The organism is Pedobacter westerhofensis (genome assembly GCF_900182595.1).
Lineage (GTDB): Bacteria > Bacteroidota > Bacteroidia > Sphingobacteriales > Sphingobacteriaceae > Pedobacter > Pedobacter westerhofensis.
The window spans coordinates 333,945-351,519 of sequence record NZ_FXTN01000005.1 but is presented as its reverse complement, the minus strand read 5'-3'; the positions used below and the strand labels follow the sequence as shown (position 1 = coordinate 351,519).

The following is a 17,575-nucleotide window of genomic DNA, read 5'->3' as shown; positions in this document are numbered from 1 at the left end:
TAATGCATCATTCATGGCTGAACAATTAACTACAAGCGCTGAAGCTCTCCGTTTATTTTTTACCGATGATATTTATCTGGTTAAAAGTGACAGCATTGCTGATGTAGATTTACCGGCAGTTTCTGCAGCTGCAGTTGCGCCGGTGCCCAGGGAAAGCGAACAGGCCAGCGCTTCAGTGCCTGCACAGGCTTCTGCACCTGCTCCGGAAACAGTATTCAAATATCTTGGGAAAAACCAGAAGAATGTGCTCATCCTGGTGCATGACAGCGAAAATGAAGTAAGCTCTGAGAGCGGAAGAGCGTTGCTCAGGAATCTTGTAAAAGCGATGCAGCTGACTGCAAATGACTTTGCATTATTAAATTACTTCAATTATACCCACGTAAAATTTGAAGAACTGAGTAAATTTTTTAACAGCACACTTGTACTTGGATTTGGCGTTAGCCCGGTACAGCTTGGACTTACCGACCAGCCACAGCATACAATTGGTACGCATGGGACAATAAAGCTTGTATTTACCGGCAGGCTTGATGAACTGGCTGATGATCAGGATGGAAAGAAAAAATTATGGAGCAGCCTTAAAAAATTTACATTTTAGATGAGACAATTAGTATTTGCCACCAATAACCAGAATAAAACCAAAGAGGTAAGAAACCTGCTTGCGGGACAGTATGAAGTGCTCAACCTGGCTGATATCGGCTGCACGACAGATATTCCTGAAACTGCAGACACTTTTGCAGGTAATGCAGAGCTGAAGAGCAGCTTTGTTGCCGAAAATTTTAAGCTGGACTGTTTTGCCGATGACAGCGGACTGGAAGTGGAGGCCTTGAATAATGAACCGGGGATATATTCTGCGCGTTATGCCGGAGAAAGGGGCGACGAGGCAAATCTGAGATTAGTGCTGCAAAAGATGGAAGGTGCAGAAAACAGGAAAGCGCGGTTCAGAACAGTAGTTTCCCTGATCCAGGGTGCTGAAAGATTCCTTTTTGAAGGAACCATTGAAGGGACGATACGTGAAACACCAACCGGTGGTAATGGATTTGGATATGATCCTATTTTCCAGCCGGATGGTTTTGATGTTACTTTTGCAGAGATGGATATGGCTACGAAGAACCAGATCAGTCACAGGGCCATCGCCATGCGCAAACTTATTGCTTTTTTAAAGGAACAGGCAGTTTAGACAGCGAGTCGGCCTTTTTGATTAATCCCGGCAAGGCCTTTTTTGTGGTATCGATCAGTTTAGCCGGTATTGAATCCTTCAGTTTTAATGAATCTGCAGCTTTTCCAAGTTGTTTGATCGTTCCGATCTGCTTACTGATGGCCGAAGGGCTGATTGCTGAAGGATTGCTGCCCAGCTGCTTCATTGCTTCTTTGGCCGCAAGCTTTTTAAGGTCGCCGATTTTGGAATTGCCCGATGCTTCTTTGAGCAGGCCTTTGGCCTGGGCTACGCCCTTTGCCGGCGCTTTTACAACCACTGGCTTTTTCGGTTTGGCGACAATCCTTGGATTGGTCACGTCTCTTTTTGAACGCGGCCGCAGCTCGGGTTTCCATATAAACCCTGTAAGGATTACATCCTGTTTAAGATCAACTACGGGAGTGGTGGCGCCCTCTACATTTTTGATCGGTACCACATCACCAATCTCACTGTTCCTGAAAACGATCTTGATCCTGCTGCTGACGGTCTGGTTCATTTTTTCATACTTCTTTCCGTCATCTGTTTTTGTGAAATAAACACTTTCTGCATTTCCATCCACATACATGCTGCTCAGTTTACCGTCCTTGAAAAATCCGGTGATCATTTTACCTTTGATCTGATTGAACTTTGTGGTATCGATAGGGTCTACGTTTACCGCAAAAGCGCTTTGGATCACCTGCACAGAGTTGATTTTCTTGTTTCTCAGCTGCAGATAAATGGTGTCACCTGTTTGTTGTGAACCCTGCGACCAGATAATAGGGTTCCTGTACCAGCGCAGGGTAGAATCTGCACTTGTATAAAAAAGTGAATCGGCCTTGGCCTGCATATTGGACTTAAAAACATTTACATGCCGGTAAGCCTTGATGATCCGGGTACGTACGGTATCCAGCGGATTAAGTGGCAGACTGTCTTTTACAACAGGAGTTTTTACTCCCAGCTGCAGCTTAGCTGTTGGCTTGGTTTCAGCTCTTTTCATACCCGGAGGTAATTTGAGACTATCCGCTTTAAGAGAATCTTTTTTTAGCCCGGATACTTTTAGTGCTGAGGAATCCTTTTTGCTCAGCGGCGCCCTGACCTTTGAAGCAGAATCAGTATTTTTGATCAGCGCATTACCTGCCTTGGCCAGCGAATCTGCTTTCCTGGGCGGCGCTTTAATTTTGGCCAGACTGTCCGTCTTTAAACTATCTTTTGCAACATCGGGCGGTTTAATACCTGCCGGCGGTTTTTTCTTGTCATCTGGCTTTTGTTCGCCCGGTTTTTGTCCCCCTGGCTTATTGCCTGCGGGGGCTGGAGCCCCAGTTTTTTTTGTCGGAGCAGCCGATTTTTTGGTAACGCCATTCATCTTGCTTTCCCGGTCTTCCTCCCCCAGTTCATTGTCTTTTTTGATCGCAGGTCCCTTAATCAGCTTTAACGACTTTTGCAGCACCATCTGTGTTTCGAGCGTATCGGCACCAAGCCACAAACTGTCAGGCTGTTTTACTTCCTTCTGTTTTGCATTCTTTACCATTACAGAATCGTTTGTTCCCATTCCTGCATACGCATTTTTGGTAACAACCGTCCGCTGGTCGGCCTTGTAATAATACCCAAGCTGGCCCCGCATCAGCATTTTATCCACTGTATCCCTGAAGGTGATATTTCTAACCGCCCTGCCATAGCCCGCCAAACCATCATAATACAAACTGTCTCCCTTCATCGATCTGCTGCCGGAAGTATAAAGGTTGTTTTTTCCGAAATAGGCATACCTTGTTTTTGTGTTATACGCACCATTTTCTGTATACAGGTTACCGCCATCCTTTTCTTTGATATTTGTAGGGCCATAAAAATAGGCCCAGTTGCTAAAGGTATTGTAGCGCAGGGTATCCGATTTTATGGTACTCTGTTCGGTAACTACCAGTACATTATAGCGGAAATAGGCATCTCTGGTGTTTGCAAAGTAAAAGCCGTTTTTACTGGTGATGGTAGCATCTTTGTTCACAATCTTGCCGCCATCTACATAGGTACCTACTTTGGGCACCATGCTGTAATCAAGGACATTGGTTGTTAATACAGAGCTTTTATCCACAAGCCGTACGTTACTGGTTAAATGCGCAAGTTTTGCATTTCCGTCGTAGGTAAGGAAATCAGAATAGATATTAATCGTATCAGCCTGGTTGATATGTACATTATTGTACGCTTCGAAGTAATTTTTTGCAGTGTAAAAGACGGCACTGTCGCAGGTAAGGATTGCATTATCCTGTTTAAATACGGGTTTCCGCAGATAGGTGATGTCTGTTTTGGTAATGATCCTGCTTCTCTCTGAGCTTTGCAGGATGATCTTGGTTTTCTGCTGGGCAGGAAGGCACAGGGGGAGTAAAAAAAACAGGAAGAATCCTGCAAGTATTTTCCCTGATGTGGCAGATAGTAAATTCATGAAAGCGCCATGAATGTTAAAGGCGTGGTTTTTTTGCACTTTACAAAGTTAGTTTTTTGATCAGCAATATTCATATAGTTAATTATTGTTTTTTCGGTAGCTTTGAAGATGTTACCCCTGCAAAACTTTACCGGATACATCCATCAAAATGCACTGTTTAGCCCCGGTGATCAGATCCTGCTTGCCGTAAGCGGCGGAAAAGATTCTGTTCTGATGGCCCATTTCTTTAAGCAGGCAGGATTAAATTTTGGGATTGCACACTGTAATTTTGGATTGAGAAGCGGCGAGTCGCAAAGGGATGAGCATTTTGTCCGCAGGCTTGCTGCTGTTATGGATGTTCCTATATATGTAACGCATTTTGAAACCAAAGCTTATGCTGCCGGACATAAGATATCTACGCAGATGGCGGCCAGGGATTTGCGCTATCAGTGGTTTGAAGAACTGAGAATAACGCATCAGTACGACTGTATTGCCCTGGCACATCATCAGGACGATGCTATTGAGACGGTGTTGCTGAACCTTGTGCGTGGTACAGGCATCGCCGGTTTACATGGTATTCTTCCAAAACGGGATCATCTGATCAGGCCATTGCTTTTTCTTTCCCGCAAGGATATTGATGAACTGATCCGCGCAGCTTCTATTGATTACGTTGAGGACAGTTCTAACCTGAGCGCCGATTATGCCAGAAATAAGCTGAGGCTGGAGGTAATTCCAAGGCTTAAGGAAATCAATCCCAGCCTGGAGGAGACCTTTGCACATAATATTGAGCGCTTTGCGGATACCGAACTGGTATTGCAGCAACGTATTGCAGCGCTGCAGGACGATATTTGTGAACGGAGGGCGGACGGGATTTACCTGTCGATAGAAAAGATCAGTACGCTGCATCCAAAGCGGCTGCTGATGTATGAGCTCTTAAAGCCTTATGGTTTTTCTGAACCTGTGTCTGAAGAACTGCTGGACTCTCTTGCTAAACAAAGCGGTACTTCGTTTTACAGCGCTTCGCACCGCCTTACGATAAACAGGCAGGAGCTGATCATCACCAGGATTAATGAAGAACATGACCGGCAAATGATTCAGCGCGCAGACCGCACTGCTGAGTTTGGGCAACGGAGGATCGAAATCAGGTATACTGAACAGGCTGGCTTTGAGAATAATATCAATAAGGCTTTTGTAGACCTTGACAAACTGATTTTTCCGCTGGTGCTGAGAACCTGGCAGGAGGGCGACCGGTTTATGCCGCTGGGAATGAAGAATTATAAAAAGATGAGCGACTTTTTTATCGATAAGAAAGTGCCGCTGCCCGAAAAGGAGCATATTCCTATTCTGGTAAACGGCAATGGCGAGATCGTATGGGTAGCCGGTTTAAGGCAGGACAACAGATATAAAGTGACGTCAACCACAAAAAAAGTCGCTATATTCGAACAGAAATTTATTTAAATGAGCAATAAGTACGCTTTTCTTGAAAAACAATACATAGGCAGGGATTATATCCGGATCTGTATCCGTTTATTAATGGCCGCTTTCTGTTTTGGTGCCTATGTATATGAAAGGGACCGTGATAATACTCAGGACCTTTTCCTTGTGGTGGGGTTCGGGATCATTGGTATCTCTATCATTCTTTTATTTATGATCCAGTATAAGATCATTATTCATAACAAGAGCATCATTATTGACGGATTGTGGACGGCAAAGAAGGTTAAGATTGATCTGAACAGCATTGTAAGCGTAAGAAAGGATACCTACAGCAGTTACCTATTTAATAATCCTGTGTATAACCTGCACCGTAAGGGCAGTATCAGGTTCTATTCTTCGGGCAAGGATGCGATTGTATTAACCGACAGGGATGGGCTAATGTATTATATTGGTACACAACGTCCTAATGAGATGCTGCTGGTGATACAGGCTGAAATGGGACGATAATTTTGTTACGAACGAAATAATTGCATTTGTTTAACATAAAGCTCATGTTTAGTACTGTAATTTGCAACCGCAAAACAAAATAGATTATGACTGCCTTATACAGGTACCATAACCATAAATAAATTTCTCTGATGAAAATAGGTATTGTTTGTTACCCCACATTTGGCGGTAGCGGTGTTGTTGCTACAGAATTAGGGAAGGCACTGGCCGATGAAGGGCATCAGGTACATTTTATCACCTACAGCCAGCCAGCCAGGCTAGACTTTTTCTCTGCAAACCTTTATTACCACGAAGTCTCTGTAAGAGATTATCCCCTGTTTGACTATGCTCCTTATGAATCTGCCCTGGCCAGCAAACTGGTTGATGTGGTAAGATTTGAAAAGCTTGATATCCTGCATGTCCATTATGCCATTCCACATGCTTCGGCTGCTTTTATGGCAAAACAGATCCTGGAGACCTATGGTATCTATATCCCTTTTGTGACTACGCTGCATGGTACTGATATTACCCTTGTTGGGAAAGATCCAACATATAAGCCTGTGGTTACCTTCTCGATCAATAAATCTGACGGGGTGACTACTGTATCGGCAGACCTGAAAGAGGACACCAAGAAACACTTTGATATTACCAATGAGATTGAGGTAATTCCTAATTTTATTGATTTTACAAGGTTTAGCCTGAAGGCAAAAGACCATTTTAAAAAGGCGATTGCCCCGAATAATGAGCGGATATTAATCCATACGTCTAACTTCCGTAAGGTAAAGAGAACGGCTGATGTGATCAAAATGTTTAAACTGATCCACGACCAGATCCCGTCCAGGTTACTGATGGTAGGAGATGGGCCAGACCGGGCAAATAACGAGCAGTTATGCCGTGACCTGGGTATTGGTGATCAGGTGCGCTTTTTAGGTAAACAGGATGCGATTGAAGAGATCCTTTCTGTTTCGGACCTGTTCCTGATGCCTTCTGAGACGGAAAGTTTTGGATTGGCCGCACTGGAGGCTATGGCCTGCAAGGTGCCAATTATTACTTCTAACGCTGGTGGTTTGCCTGAACTGAATGTAGATGGATTCTGCGGGTATATGAGCAATGTAGGTGATGTGGAAGATATGGCGGCGAAAGCTATCTCTATCCTGAAGGACGATGAGGTGCTTAATCGTTTTAAAGAAAACGCATTTACGAGGGCGCAGGATTTTGATCTGAAGAAGATACTGCCTTATTATATTGAGATGTACAATAAAATTATTGCGAAGAACCCGGCACATGTAATGGCGCCGCAGATAGATATGTAAGATCTTTTTTAACAGTAAAGCCCTTATCTCGATATTGCCGGCAGGCATCGAAATAAGGGCTTTATTGTTGAAGGACTATGTGTCTATTTCTTTGGAACAAATACGAAACAAACGGGAGCACCGATTTCAATCTTCTTACCCGTATTGCTGAGTTCGCCTGTCAGCTTGTTGCGCTTAAAGATCACGATGTTATTGGTTTTCTGATGACCTACAAGTAACCAGTTTCCGCTGGGATCAATTGTAAATGCACGGGGGCCATCGCCACCAGTGCTTACCTGTCCTTTTCTGTTTAACTTTCCATCCTTGCCTATCGCAAAAGTAGTGATCGTATTTGCAGTACCGCGGTTGGCGGTGTACAGAAATTTTCCGTCTGCAGAAAGCTGGATGTCTGAACCACCGTTCTCGCCTTTAAAATCACTGGCAACCATATTGGTTTCCTGGATTTTTTTTAGCGTACCATCGTGATAACTAAAAGCAGTAACATCGCCATGCATCTCCTGGATCAGATAAGCATATTTGCCATCCTTAGCAAAGATGATATGTCGCGGGCCGCTGCCTGGTTTTACACTGATGCTGTCTTTCAGCGTAAGCACGTTTTCTGCAGCGTCTTTGTCGTAAGCATAAATCGTTACTTTATCTTCTCCAAGGTCGTTGCAAACTACATATTTATGATCTGGTGTAAAACGCACCATGTGAACATGGGCGCTTTCCTGGCGTGCTTTGTCTATACCCGACCCCGTATGCTGTATCAGCTGTTTGAGCGGTGTTAAGGCCCCGCTTTGATCTCTTCCATATACAGAGATGCTGCCACCACTGTAATTTGCCGTAATAACATGCTGATCGTCGGCAATCAGGTAGCAGGGATCGGCACCATCAACCTTTTGTTTATTCAGAAAACCTAATTTACCTGCAGCCTCGTCATAACTAAAAGCACTCACCGTGCTTTTATCGGCATCTTCATTTACGGCATAAATAAACTTTTTATCTGCCGTGAGGGCCAGGAAACTTGGGTTAATGACATTCTTCTCTACACTCAGCTGTTTAAGCTCAGCAGTAGCAGTATTGAAGTCATAAACATAAATCCCTTCGCTCTTACCGGGTGCCGTATAGGTTCCGATGACGAGATTATAGTTTGCTTTTTGTGCGTTTGCAGTAAAGGAACTAATGACCACAGCTAACAGATAAAATAATTTCTTCATTGAATTGTGTTTATTGGATCAGATGTTTGATCTGGATCAGCTCATGCTCCTCTAAATAACGCCATCTTCCGCGGGGAAGATCTTTCTTGGTCAGGTTGCCATAAACTACACGGTCCAGTTTCACTACTTCGTAACCCAGGTGTTCAAATATTCTCCGTACGATCCTGTTTTTTCCGCTGTGGATCTGGATGCCTACTTCGCGTTTAGAACCGCCTGCAACATATGATACTGAATCAGGCTTGATGATACCATCTTCGAGTTCAAGTCCGAACTGGATCTTGTTCAGGTCGCCCTGGCTTAAGCTTTTGCTCAGCTCAACATGGTAGATCTTAGTGATGCCGTTTTTTGGGTGCGACAGTTTATCTGCCAGGTCGCCGTCGTTGGTCATCAATAATAAACCTGTAGTGTTACGGTCTAAACGGCCAACAGGATAAATACGTTCCCTGCTTGCTTTTTCTACCAGCGACATTACTGTACGGCGTTCCTGAGGATCATCCGTTGTAGTGATATAGTCTTTAGGTTTGTTCAGCAATACGTAGATTCTTTTTTCGCGTTTCAGCAGTTCGCCATTGTAGCGTACTTCGTCTTTTGCCGGGTCTACCTTGTGGCCCAGCTCAGAAACAGGAATACCATTTACCGAAACTACACCTGCGGCGATCAGTTCATCGGCCTTGCGGCGTGAACAGATACCAGAATTGGCGATGTAGCGGTTTAAACGGATCTTTCCATCATCAACGCTGTTGCTTTCTTTTCTGCTGCGCATCACCGGCGCTGCTGCCGGACGGTCTTTAGAAAATGGTTTTCCGCCTGATAACAGGGGGCCGCCTTCTTCTCTTTTCCTGAATGGCCTGCTGTCTGTACTTCTTGAAGTGCTGGATTTTTTATCGAATGTTCTGAATGGTCTTTCGCCATCAGTACTGAAATTGTCTTTCTTTACATAACTGCGGCTTTCATTTCTTGGGATTTCTTTAGAACTGCCTTCTTTGAATGCGCGGGGTTTGAATGTTGAAGGTCCGCCGGAACTTCTCGGGCTTTTTGGTCTGAAGCTGCCTTCACCATCTTTGCCTTCTCTTGGTTTGTAACTGCTTCTTTCGCCGTCACGTGCTGGCCTGCCTTTAAAATCTTTGGCATCGCCATCGCGTCCTGGTCTCGGTCTGAAGCTACCGCTGTCTCCTTCTCTAGATTTAAAGCTGCTTCTTTCACCATCTCTTGGTGGCCTGCTGTTAAAATCTTTGTTATCTCCGTCTCTTCCTGCGCCCGGTCTGAAACTACCACTGTTGCCTTCTCTTGATTTAAAACTGCTTCTTTCACCATCTCTTGGTGGTCTGCTTTTGAAATCATCACCATCTTTAGCAGCTCTTGGTCTGTAATTGTCCTTGCCTGCTCCAGATTTACTCTTATCGTTCCCGTCTTTTCCCTCAAACTTGCTTTTGCCTTTGTAAGAACTATCTGTTCCACTCTGGCTTCTACCTGTTGTGCTTCGGTTTCCCGGTTTGGACTTGTCATCCCGACTGTTCCTGTTGTTATTTTTTATCATGATACGCTGTTAACCACATACTTAATGCGGGGTGCAAATTTAATAAAAATAGCGGAAACCACCTCCTATATTTTCCATCCAATTGTTAAATTTAAAATCGTGCCCTACAGGCATTTAAACCGGCCTTTTGACCCTAAATTATGTAATGTCTTGATAATTAGCTTTATATATCGTATGTTTGCAGGCGTTTTATAATTGTTAACCAAAAAAAGGAGGAAAATGATAAAGAAACACATAATAACATGTTCAGTAATTTTAGGGTTACTGGTTATGGCAAAAGTGTTTGCTTACTACATGCCCCAAGCAGCAAAAAGTCAAAAAAAAGAAGTCAATACCACTGTTAAAAACACACTAATACCCACAATACCTACAATAAAAAAAAAGCCGGCAACTCTGATGGCTCAGTTAAATTTCGCAGAAGAGTCCCTGCCTCTCGGAGACAGGAAAGTAGAGCGGAAAATGAAGAAAGTTCTCGCTGCACATAATTATAGCAGTCTTCAAACCAATCGTTTACATCATTTAGCAGCAGAATGGTTCCCGATTATCGAACCGATCCTGGCAGCTTATGGTATTCCGGACGATTTTAAATATGTTCCCCTGGTTGAATCGGGTATTCAGGGAGGAATGTCACCAAAAGGAGCGAACGGGTTCTGGCAGTTCATGCCTGGCACTGCCAGAAGTTACGGACTGAAAGTAAATTCGAAAGTTGATGAACGCAAAAATCTGCGTAAATCTACCATTGCCGCCTGCAAATACATCAAAGAACTTTACGGGATCTTCGATAGCTGGACTTTAGTGGCTGCAGCCTACAACGTAGGTGATAACCACATGAAAAAACAGATCAACAGGCAAAGTCAGGATAACTATTTCAAAATGAAGCTTAACCGTGAAACAGGCGGCTATGTGTATAAACTCATTTCAATGAAACAGATCCTGAAAGATCCTTCGCGGTATGGTTACCATGCACCTAAGCGTGTACTGGCAATGAATACCGGCAGGGAATAATAATATTGACATGCAATTGGGGAAGCCGGCAATGATGCCGGCTTTTTGCATTTAGGCCCATTTCGTTCCTGAACATGCAGCACTGCCTGCGTTTTGATGCCTTATTGTCAAAACCCTCTAAACCCTTTTTTGATGATAAAATTTTTAGCATTTTTGTGGCTGCAAATTTGCTGTCTTAATTTCAAAGATTTCAATAGCGTTTATAAATATATATGAGCAAAAATACCATCGACCTGGGCGAGCAAAAAGATGTTGAAGTATATGGTGCCAGGGTCCACAATCTTAAAAATATAGATATTTCCTTTCCGCGCAACCAACTGGTGGTAATCACTGGATTGAGCGGAAGCGGCAAGTCGTCACTGGCTTTTGATACCATATACGCCGAAGGGCAGCGCCGGTATATGGAAACGTTCAGTGCCTATTCACGTCAGTTTATGGGCGGTATGGAAAGGCCTGACGTAGATAAGGTATCCGGCCTCAGCCCGGTAATTGCAATTGAACAAAAAACCACCAGCAAAAATCCAAGGTCTACTGTAGGAACAATCACAGAAATCTATGATTTTATGCGTTTGCTCTATGCCCGTACAGCAGATGCTTTCTCTTACAATACAGGAGAAAAGATGGAACGCATGAGCGAAGACCAGATCCTGAACACGATCTATAACAAATATGACGGACTGGCAGTAAATATTCTTGCACCTGTGGTAAAAGGACGTAAAGGACATTACCGCGAGTTATTTGAACAGATTCGCAAACAGGGCTATGTTAAAGTTCGTATTGATGGCGAAATCCAGGATATGACTGCAAAGATGCAGGTAGACAGGTACAAGATCCATGACATCGAAATTGTGGTCGACCGCCTGCTGATAGACCGGAAAGACCACAAGCGCCTGGTTGATTCTGTACAAACGGCTATGCGTTTGGGAAAGGGAATCATTAAGATCAGCGATAAGGAAAATAACGTGTCTCACTTTAGCCGCTTTCTGATGTGCCCAACTACGGGCATCTCTTATGATGAGCCGCAGCCAAACAGCTTTTCTTTCAACTCACCTTATGGTGCGTGTGAACGCTGCGACGGACTGGGCTATATCTTTGTGGTAGACAGGGAGTCGGTTATGCCAAACCCGAAACTGAGCATTATCAACGGCGGACTTGCGCCGCTTGGTGAATACCGGGATATCTGGTTGTTCCAGGTGATCAAGGCACTGGCAAAAAAATATAATTTCTCACTCTCTACACCAATTGAAAAGTTAACTGAAGAAAATATTAATATGATCCTGAACGGTACTCCGGAGCTGCTTTCTGTAGCTGTGGAATACAATAAATGGAACGTACAGAACTACCAGATTTCTTTTGATGGTATTATTAAACTGCTCGAAGAACAGAATGAGAAGAAAGGCGAAGGGGCGGTTGACGATATGGAAACCTTCCGCAAGCTCAAAACCTGTCCGGTTTGTGAAGGGGCGCGACTGAAAAAGGAAAGCCTGCACTTTAAGATAGACGGCAAGAATATCTTTGAACTGGCAGAAATGGATATCAACAGTATCAAAACCTGGTTTGTTGATGTAGAGGACCGTTTAACTGAACGTCAGAATACAATCGCCAAAGAGATCCTGAAAGAGATCCGCATCCGTTTGGGATTCCTGTCTGATGTAGGATTGAATTATCTGTCGCTTGACCGCACTGCAAGGACACTTTCCGGCGGAGAAGCACAGCGTATACGTTTGGCAACACAGATCGGCTCGCAGCTGATGAATGTGATGTATATCCTTGATGAGCCCAGTATCGGGCTGCACCAGAGAGATAATGAAAGACTGATCGGTGCCTTAAAGAACCTGCGCGACCTGGGCAATACCGTTCTGGTGGTAGAGCATGATAAGGATATGATCCTGGAGGCCGACTGGGTGATTGACGTAGGGCCTGCTGCTGGTTTACACGGCGGACAGATTGTAGCGCAGGGAACTCCTGCACAGATCCTGAAATCAAAAACATTAACCGCGGCCTATCTGAACGGAGAAAAGGAAATTGTAGTTCCAAAGAAAAGAAGAAAAGGTAACGGACATAAATTACAGATACTTAAAGCCAGCGGGCACAACCTGAAAAATGTTTCGGTTGACTTTCCGCTCGGTAAGTTTATTGCTGTAACGGGGGTTTCGGGCAGTGGTAAATCCAGCCTGATTACAGAAACTTTGTACCCGATCTTAAACCACCACTTTTTCAGGGCAAAAAAACATCCCCTTCCATACGAGAAGATCAACGGGCTGAAGGAAATTGATAAGGTAATTGAAATTGACCAGGCACCGATAGGAAGGACGCCACGGTCAAACCCATCTACCTATACCGGGGTTTTCTCTGATATCAGGAATTTATATGTACAGCTTCCCGAAGCAAAAATCAGGGGCTACAAACCTGGCCGTTTCTCGTTTAACGTGAAAGGCGGCAGGTGTGAAACCTGTCAGGGTGCCGGGATGAAGGTAATTGAAATGAACTTTCTTCCGGATGTGCATGTGCCCTGTGAAGAATGTGGCGGCAGAAGGTATAACCGCGAAACACTTGAAGTCCGCTACCGCGGAAAATCAATCAGCGATGTGCTGGACATGAGTATCGAAGATGCCTGTACTTTTTTTGAAAATATGCCTGTAATTTACAGGAAGATAAAAACGCTGAAAGATGTAGGACTGGGATATATCACTCTTGGACAATCCTCTACTACCTTGTCTGGCGGCGAAGCTCAAAGGGTTAAACTAGCTACGGAACTCTCTAAAAAAGATACCGGCAGAACATTTTATATCCTGGACGAACCTACTACGGGACTACATTTTGAAGATATCAATGTTTTGCTGGGCGTACTCAATGAACTGGTTGATAAAGGGAATACTGTACTTGTAATTGAACATAATCTTGATGTAGTGAAGGTGGCCGACTGGGTAATTGACCTGGGTGAAGAGGGTGGCGCCGGCGGCGGAAGGATTATTTTTGAAGGTACGCCTGAAGGCCTTACGCAGAATCCGATTAGCCTGACAGGGAAATTTCTTAAGAAAGAAATGAATATGTAGTCTTGACATTTACATTGCCGGGATGGGCATGATTTCTGTGTGCATGTCATAGCGGCATAACCGTTAGAAATTATTTATCTATGAAGAACTTGTTAACCTCCGAACAGATGCGTGCTGCAGACGCATTTACGATCAAAAACAAGGAAATAACCTCTATTGACCTAATGGAATCTGCCTCAATGGCATTTGTAAAGGCGTTTGCAGAAGAAGTGCCGGATCATGAAACATCAATTGCTGTATTATGTGGCAAAGGCAACAATGGGGGTGACGGACTTGCGGTTGCAAGATTACTGAAGGATAAAGGCTACACCAATGTATTTGTGTACCTGATTGCTTTTTCCAGTAAGGTGACTGAGGATTATACGGCTAATCTGAAACGCCTGGAAGATTTATGGTTTCCGCTTGTGACCGTAAGCAAAGCTGAAGACCTGCCCGAGCTGAAGGAAGAGCTGATCATAGACGCTGTTTTGGGATCGGGCCTGAATACTGAGCTGGACGGAGAATATAAACTCCTGGCACAGCGGGTGAATGCACTGAACCGTCGGGTCATCGCCATCGATGTGCCTACAGGTTTCCCTGCGGAGGGAGAATTGAGAAAAGACAGTGTATACCTGAAGGCTGATCTTGTGATCTGTTTTGAGCGCCCTAAAATTAACTTTTTCTTTCCTGAGTCTGCACAGGCCATGAAACACTTCAGGGTAGTTTCCATTGGCCTTGACGAAGATTTTATACAAAAAACCAGCTCATCCTATCAGCTTGCAGAAGCCTTGGATATCAGAGGGCTCGTGAAGCCGAGAGAATCCTTTACACATAAGGGAACATATGGCCACGCGCTGATTATTGCCGGTCAGCAAAAGACCATGGGAGCGGCCCTGTTAGCAGCCCGGGCATGTTTACATGCTGGTGCCGGCCTAACTACGGTATCAGTTCCTGAGAGTGGCTTAACTGCAATCAATACCGCTCTGCCAGAAGTAATGTACCTGGACAGGGCCGATTTACAACCGGATACGCTTGAAAAATTCAAAGCCATAGCTATTGGCCCTGGCCTGGGAACGGGAAAGGAGACCGCTGATATTCTGAAAACGATATTTCAGCTGAAAGTTCCGCTTGTGATTGATGCCGATGCCCTTAATGTTCTGGGGAATAGCCCTGACCTGCTGGAACAATTGCCCTCAGGCTCGCTGTTAACCCCGCACATGAAAGAATTTGACCATTTGTTTGGTGCTCATCAATCCTGGTGGGACAGACTGGAAACTGCCAGAAAGAAGGCCCGGGAATTACAATCTGTCATCATACTAAAAAACCAGTATACTTTTATTATTGATCAGACCGGGGATGTAACGATTAACCCAACAGGCAATCCGGGTATGGCGCAGGGCGGAATGGGCGATGTGCTTACAGGATTATGTGCCTCGTTCAGGGCCCAGGGATATAGTGCTAAAGAAGCTGCGGTGATTGCCTGTTACCTGCACGGAAAGGCAGGCGATGAGCTGGCAGAAACAGAAATTAGTGTTGCAGCGTCTGAGCTTGCAGGCAAGGTATCGGGAACGCTAAAAGGATTAATTAAATAGACACGGCACCAACCACAACCATTTTTTCCATAGTAGGGGTTACGCTTCCACCACGCTTTTCAAGCGTAACGGCAAAAGCCTGTGCGTTCCCTACTTCTTTCATCGGAAGAAGTAATTTCTTAGGTTGTGTCTGCGCATCAAATACACCAAGATCAACTGGTTTTCCATTTACCATCGCCCATAACTGGTACTGGTGGGTATTGTCATTTTCCGGCAGCGCCATTTTGGTATTGTCTACCATTACATGCTGGCCTTTTTTATGCCAGTAGACCATCATGGTGGCTTGCGGCGAAATCTTGGTTCCGGCAAGCTTTACTGAAGACCAGGTAGGATCAGCAGCAATAGCAGCTATTTCCTGCAGATCTTTGTTCTCGTCTTTGATATAACTTACAGTTGCGGCAAATTTTTCCCTGTCTGTACTGAGCGAAGCGATCTGCTGATTTGCAAGGTTAAGCTTGTCATGTGCCGAATATAAGGCTACGCTGCTAACAACAAGCAAAGCAACACAGGCAACAAGCGCAAATTTTAATGTTTTGATAGTTGAGGCAGATCGATCATCATATAAAGGCACTATTTTGCCTGTATTTTCAGCTGCTGCCGGCGCTGATGGCTGAGTAGTCTCAGGTGCCGCAATTCTTTCAAATATTTCTTTTTCTAAACCGAGGGTAGGTTGTATGGCATGGCTTACAGCATATTCTTCCATGGCAATCTCGATGGCGTTGATTTCTGCTTTGATGTCAGGAACCCTCAGTGCCATAGCTTCAACCTCATGTTGTTCCTGAGCGTTTAACTGCCCCAGAACATAAAGTTCAAGTATGCCTGTTTCGATGTATGCCTTTGATTCTTCCACTTAATTAAAATGCTTTCTTAATTCCATAATAGCCATCCTGATCCTGGTTTTCACCGTACCCAATGGTAAATTCAGTTCCTCTGCGGCCTCAACGTGCGTATACCCTTTAAAATATACCATGTTTAATACATCATTGAATTCTGGTTTAAGTGCAGTAACCATATCTCTTAAACCAAGTGTATCAGCATTGAAAGTGATCTTTTTTTGCGAGTCAATGAAATCTACGTTATTTTCTATGTCTTGGTTTTTATGAGAATTTCTGAAGTCTTTTGAACGGAGTTTATCGATAGCGATATTGCGCGCAACATTGATCATCCAGGTAAATAACCGCCCTTTGCTGCTGTCATAACTGTCAGCAGAGTTCCATATTTTAATGAAGGTTTCCTGTAAAAGATCCTCGGCGATCTCTGATTGTTGTACAATCCTAAGGATTACGCCTAACAGGGCACCTGAATACATGTCGTATAGTGCCTGTATTGCAATAGTCTCATGACCTCTGAGTGCACGCACCAGGTCATCTTCTGTGAGGGATATTTTTTTAGTCGCTGCCAATGTTGCTAATATACAGAAAGTCTAACAAGTTCAAACATATTTTGTTTGAAGCCAAAGCCCTTTTAAAAATCAAAAAGATGTTTCTCAGCATGATATGACGACCTCACTAACGGACCGCTTTCCACATATCTTAACCCCTTTGCCAGGCCAATTTCCTTATACTTGGCAAACTGGTCAGGATGGATCCAGTCCAGCACAGGGTGGTGGTTACGTGTAGGCTGTAAGTACTGTCCTAAAGTAAGGATATGTACGCCATTTGCTACCAGGTCGTCCATAGCTTCAAATACATCATCTTCAGTTTCTCCGAGGCCAAGCATGATACCTGTCTTGGTTCTCAGTCCAAAGTCGGAAATTCTTTTCAAACATTCAAGACTTCTGTCATATTTTGCCTGTACACGCACCTGTTTGGTTAACCTGCGTACGGTCTCAATATTATGTGACATCACTTCAGGACGTTCTTCGAGCACACGGTAGAGGTTATCCCATACTCCCCTGAAATCAGGGATCAGGGTTTCCAGCGTAGTTTCAGGGCTTTCGCGCCTGATGGCCTGTAAAGTTTCTGCCCAGATAATGGAACCGCCATCTTTAAGGTCGTCACGGTCTACCGATGTGATTACGCAGTGTTTTACCTGCATCAGTTTTACTGAATTCGCTACGCGGTTTGGCTCATCAAGATCTACTGCTTTTGGCCTGCCTGTTGCTACTGCGCAAAATGAACAGGAGCGGGTACAGATATTGCCCAGGATCATGAAGGTTGCTGTGCCTGCGCCCCAGCATTCGCCCATGTTAGGGCAATTGCCGCTTTCACAAATTGTATGTAATTTATGTGTGTCTACAAGGCTGCGCACCTGCGCATATTCTTTACCTACCGGAAGCTTAACCCTAAGCCAATCTGGTTTACGTTGTACTGTGTTTGCTGGAACAACCGGAAGTGCGATCATGCAACAAAGTTAAGCAATAGGTTTGAAATCTTATAAAGTTGAAATGTCAT

Annotated in this window: 14 protein-coding genes; 8 read left to right on the top strand and 6 right to left on the bottom strand. The window is 44.3% G+C overall.

Features of this window, described 5'->3' with window-relative positions:
• Window positions 1-13 precede the first annotated feature (13 nt).
• Together FN831_RS11855 and FN831_RS11850 are read left to right on the top strand one after the other, a co-directional pair.
• Entirely contained in the window at window positions 14-595 is a 582-nt protein-coding gene (locus FN831_RS11855; protein ID WP_142528421.1) for a hypothetical protein, read from the top strand.
• Window positions 596-1,177 (top strand): non-canonical purine NTP diphosphatase, encoded by a 582-nt coding sequence (locus tag FN831_RS11850; RefSeq protein ID WP_142528420.1) that lies wholly within the window; start codon window positions 596-598, stop codon window positions 1,175-1,177.
• On the opposite strand, the gene FN831_RS11845 is transcribed toward FN831_RS11850, so the two are convergent.
• A complete protein-coding gene (locus FN831_RS11845; RefSeq protein WP_142528419.1) occupies window positions 1,146-3,602 on the bottom strand; it encodes an OstA-like protein in 2,457 nt (818 codons plus the stop codon). The two genes, FN831_RS11850 and FN831_RS11845, sit on opposite strands and share 32 nt — an antisense overlap.
• 108 nt (window positions 3,603-3,710) lie before the next feature.
• On the opposite strand from FN831_RS11845, the gene tilS reads away from it, so the two are divergent.
• The 3 genes from tilS (at window position 3,711) to bshA (ending at window position 6,814) form a co-directional block, all read left to right on the top strand.
• On the top strand, window positions 3,711-5,039 hold the full coding sequence (gene tilS / locus FN831_RS11840; protein ID WP_142528522.1) for a tRNA lysidine(34) synthetase TilS: 1,329 nt from the start codon (window positions 3,711-3,713) through the stop codon (window positions 5,037-5,039).
• Window positions 5,040-5,522 carry a hypothetical protein gene (locus FN831_RS11835; RefSeq protein ID WP_142528418.1) on the top strand — a complete coding sequence of 161 codons (483 nt, stop codon included), beginning with the start codon at window positions 5,040-5,042 and terminating at the stop codon, window positions 5,520-5,522.
• 131 nt (window positions 5,523-5,653) lie between these two features.
• Complete coding sequence (gene bshA, locus FN831_RS11830; RefSeq protein ID WP_142528417.1) at window positions 5,654-6,814, top strand: N-acetyl-alpha-D-glucosaminyl L-malate synthase BshA; 1,161 nt, start codon at window positions 5,654-5,656, stop codon at window positions 6,812-6,814.
• Window positions 6,815-6,897: 83 nt separating this feature from the next.
• Here bshA and FN831_RS11825 read toward each other — a convergent pair whose 3' ends face one another.
• Together FN831_RS11825 and FN831_RS11820 are read right to left on the bottom strand one after the other, a co-directional pair.
• Window positions 6,898-8,013, bottom strand: coding sequence for a lactonase family protein (locus tag FN831_RS11825; RefSeq protein WP_142528416.1), 1,116 nt, complete (start codon window positions 8,011-8,013; stop codon window positions 6,898-6,900).
• A 10-nt stretch (window positions 8,014-8,023) separates the two neighbouring features.
• Window positions 8,024-9,550 (bottom strand): pseudouridine synthase, encoded by a 1,527-nt coding sequence (locus tag FN831_RS11820; RefSeq protein ID WP_142528415.1) that lies wholly within the window; start codon window positions 9,548-9,550, stop codon window positions 8,024-8,026.
• A 396-nt stretch (window positions 9,551-9,946) separates the two neighbouring features.
• Here FN831_RS11820 and FN831_RS11815 point away from each other — a divergent pair, with 396 nt between their 5' ends.
• The 3 genes from FN831_RS11815 to FN831_RS11805 all read left to right on the top strand — a co-directional run bounded on the left by FN831_RS11815 (window position 9,947) and on the right by FN831_RS11805 (window position 15,182).
• Window positions 9,947-10,555 carry a lytic transglycosylase domain-containing protein gene (locus tag FN831_RS11815; RefSeq protein ID WP_246101485.1) on the top strand — a complete coding sequence of 203 codons (609 nt, stop codon included), beginning with the start codon at window positions 9,947-9,949 and terminating at the stop codon, window positions 10,553-10,555.
• A 212-nt stretch (window positions 10,556-10,767) separates the two neighbouring features.
• The gene (uvrA, locus tag FN831_RS11810; protein ID WP_142528414.1) at window positions 10,768-13,611 is read left to right on the top strand and encodes an excinuclease ABC subunit UvrA; all 2,844 of its coding nucleotides are present in this window, start codon (window positions 10,768-10,770) and stop codon (window positions 13,609-13,611) included.
• An 80-nt stretch (window positions 13,612-13,691) separates the two neighbouring features.
• The gene (locus FN831_RS11805) at window positions 13,692-15,182 is read left to right on the top strand and encodes an NAD(P)H-hydrate dehydratase (protein ID WP_246101483.1); all 1,491 of its coding nucleotides are present in this window, start codon (window positions 13,692-13,694) and stop codon (window positions 15,180-15,182) included.
• Here FN831_RS11805 and FN831_RS11800 read toward each other — a convergent pair.
• From FN831_RS11800 to lipA, 3 genes are all read right to left on the bottom strand, one after another.
• The gene (locus FN831_RS11800; RefSeq protein WP_142528413.1) at window positions 15,175-16,032 is read right to left on the bottom strand and encodes an anti-sigma factor; all 858 of its coding nucleotides are present in this window, start codon (window positions 16,030-16,032) and stop codon (window positions 15,175-15,177) included. The two genes, FN831_RS11805 and FN831_RS11800, sit on opposite strands and share 8 nt — an antisense overlap.
• Complete coding sequence (locus FN831_RS11795; RefSeq protein ID WP_142528412.1) at window positions 16,033-16,584, bottom strand: RNA polymerase sigma factor; 552 nt, start codon at window positions 16,582-16,584, stop codon at window positions 16,033-16,035.
• A 62-nt stretch (window positions 16,585-16,646) separates the two neighbouring features.
• Entirely contained in the window at window positions 16,647-17,525 is an 879-nt protein-coding gene (gene lipA / locus FN831_RS11790; protein WP_142528411.1) for a lipoyl synthase, read from the bottom strand.
• Window positions 17,526-17,575 lie beyond the last annotated feature (50 nt).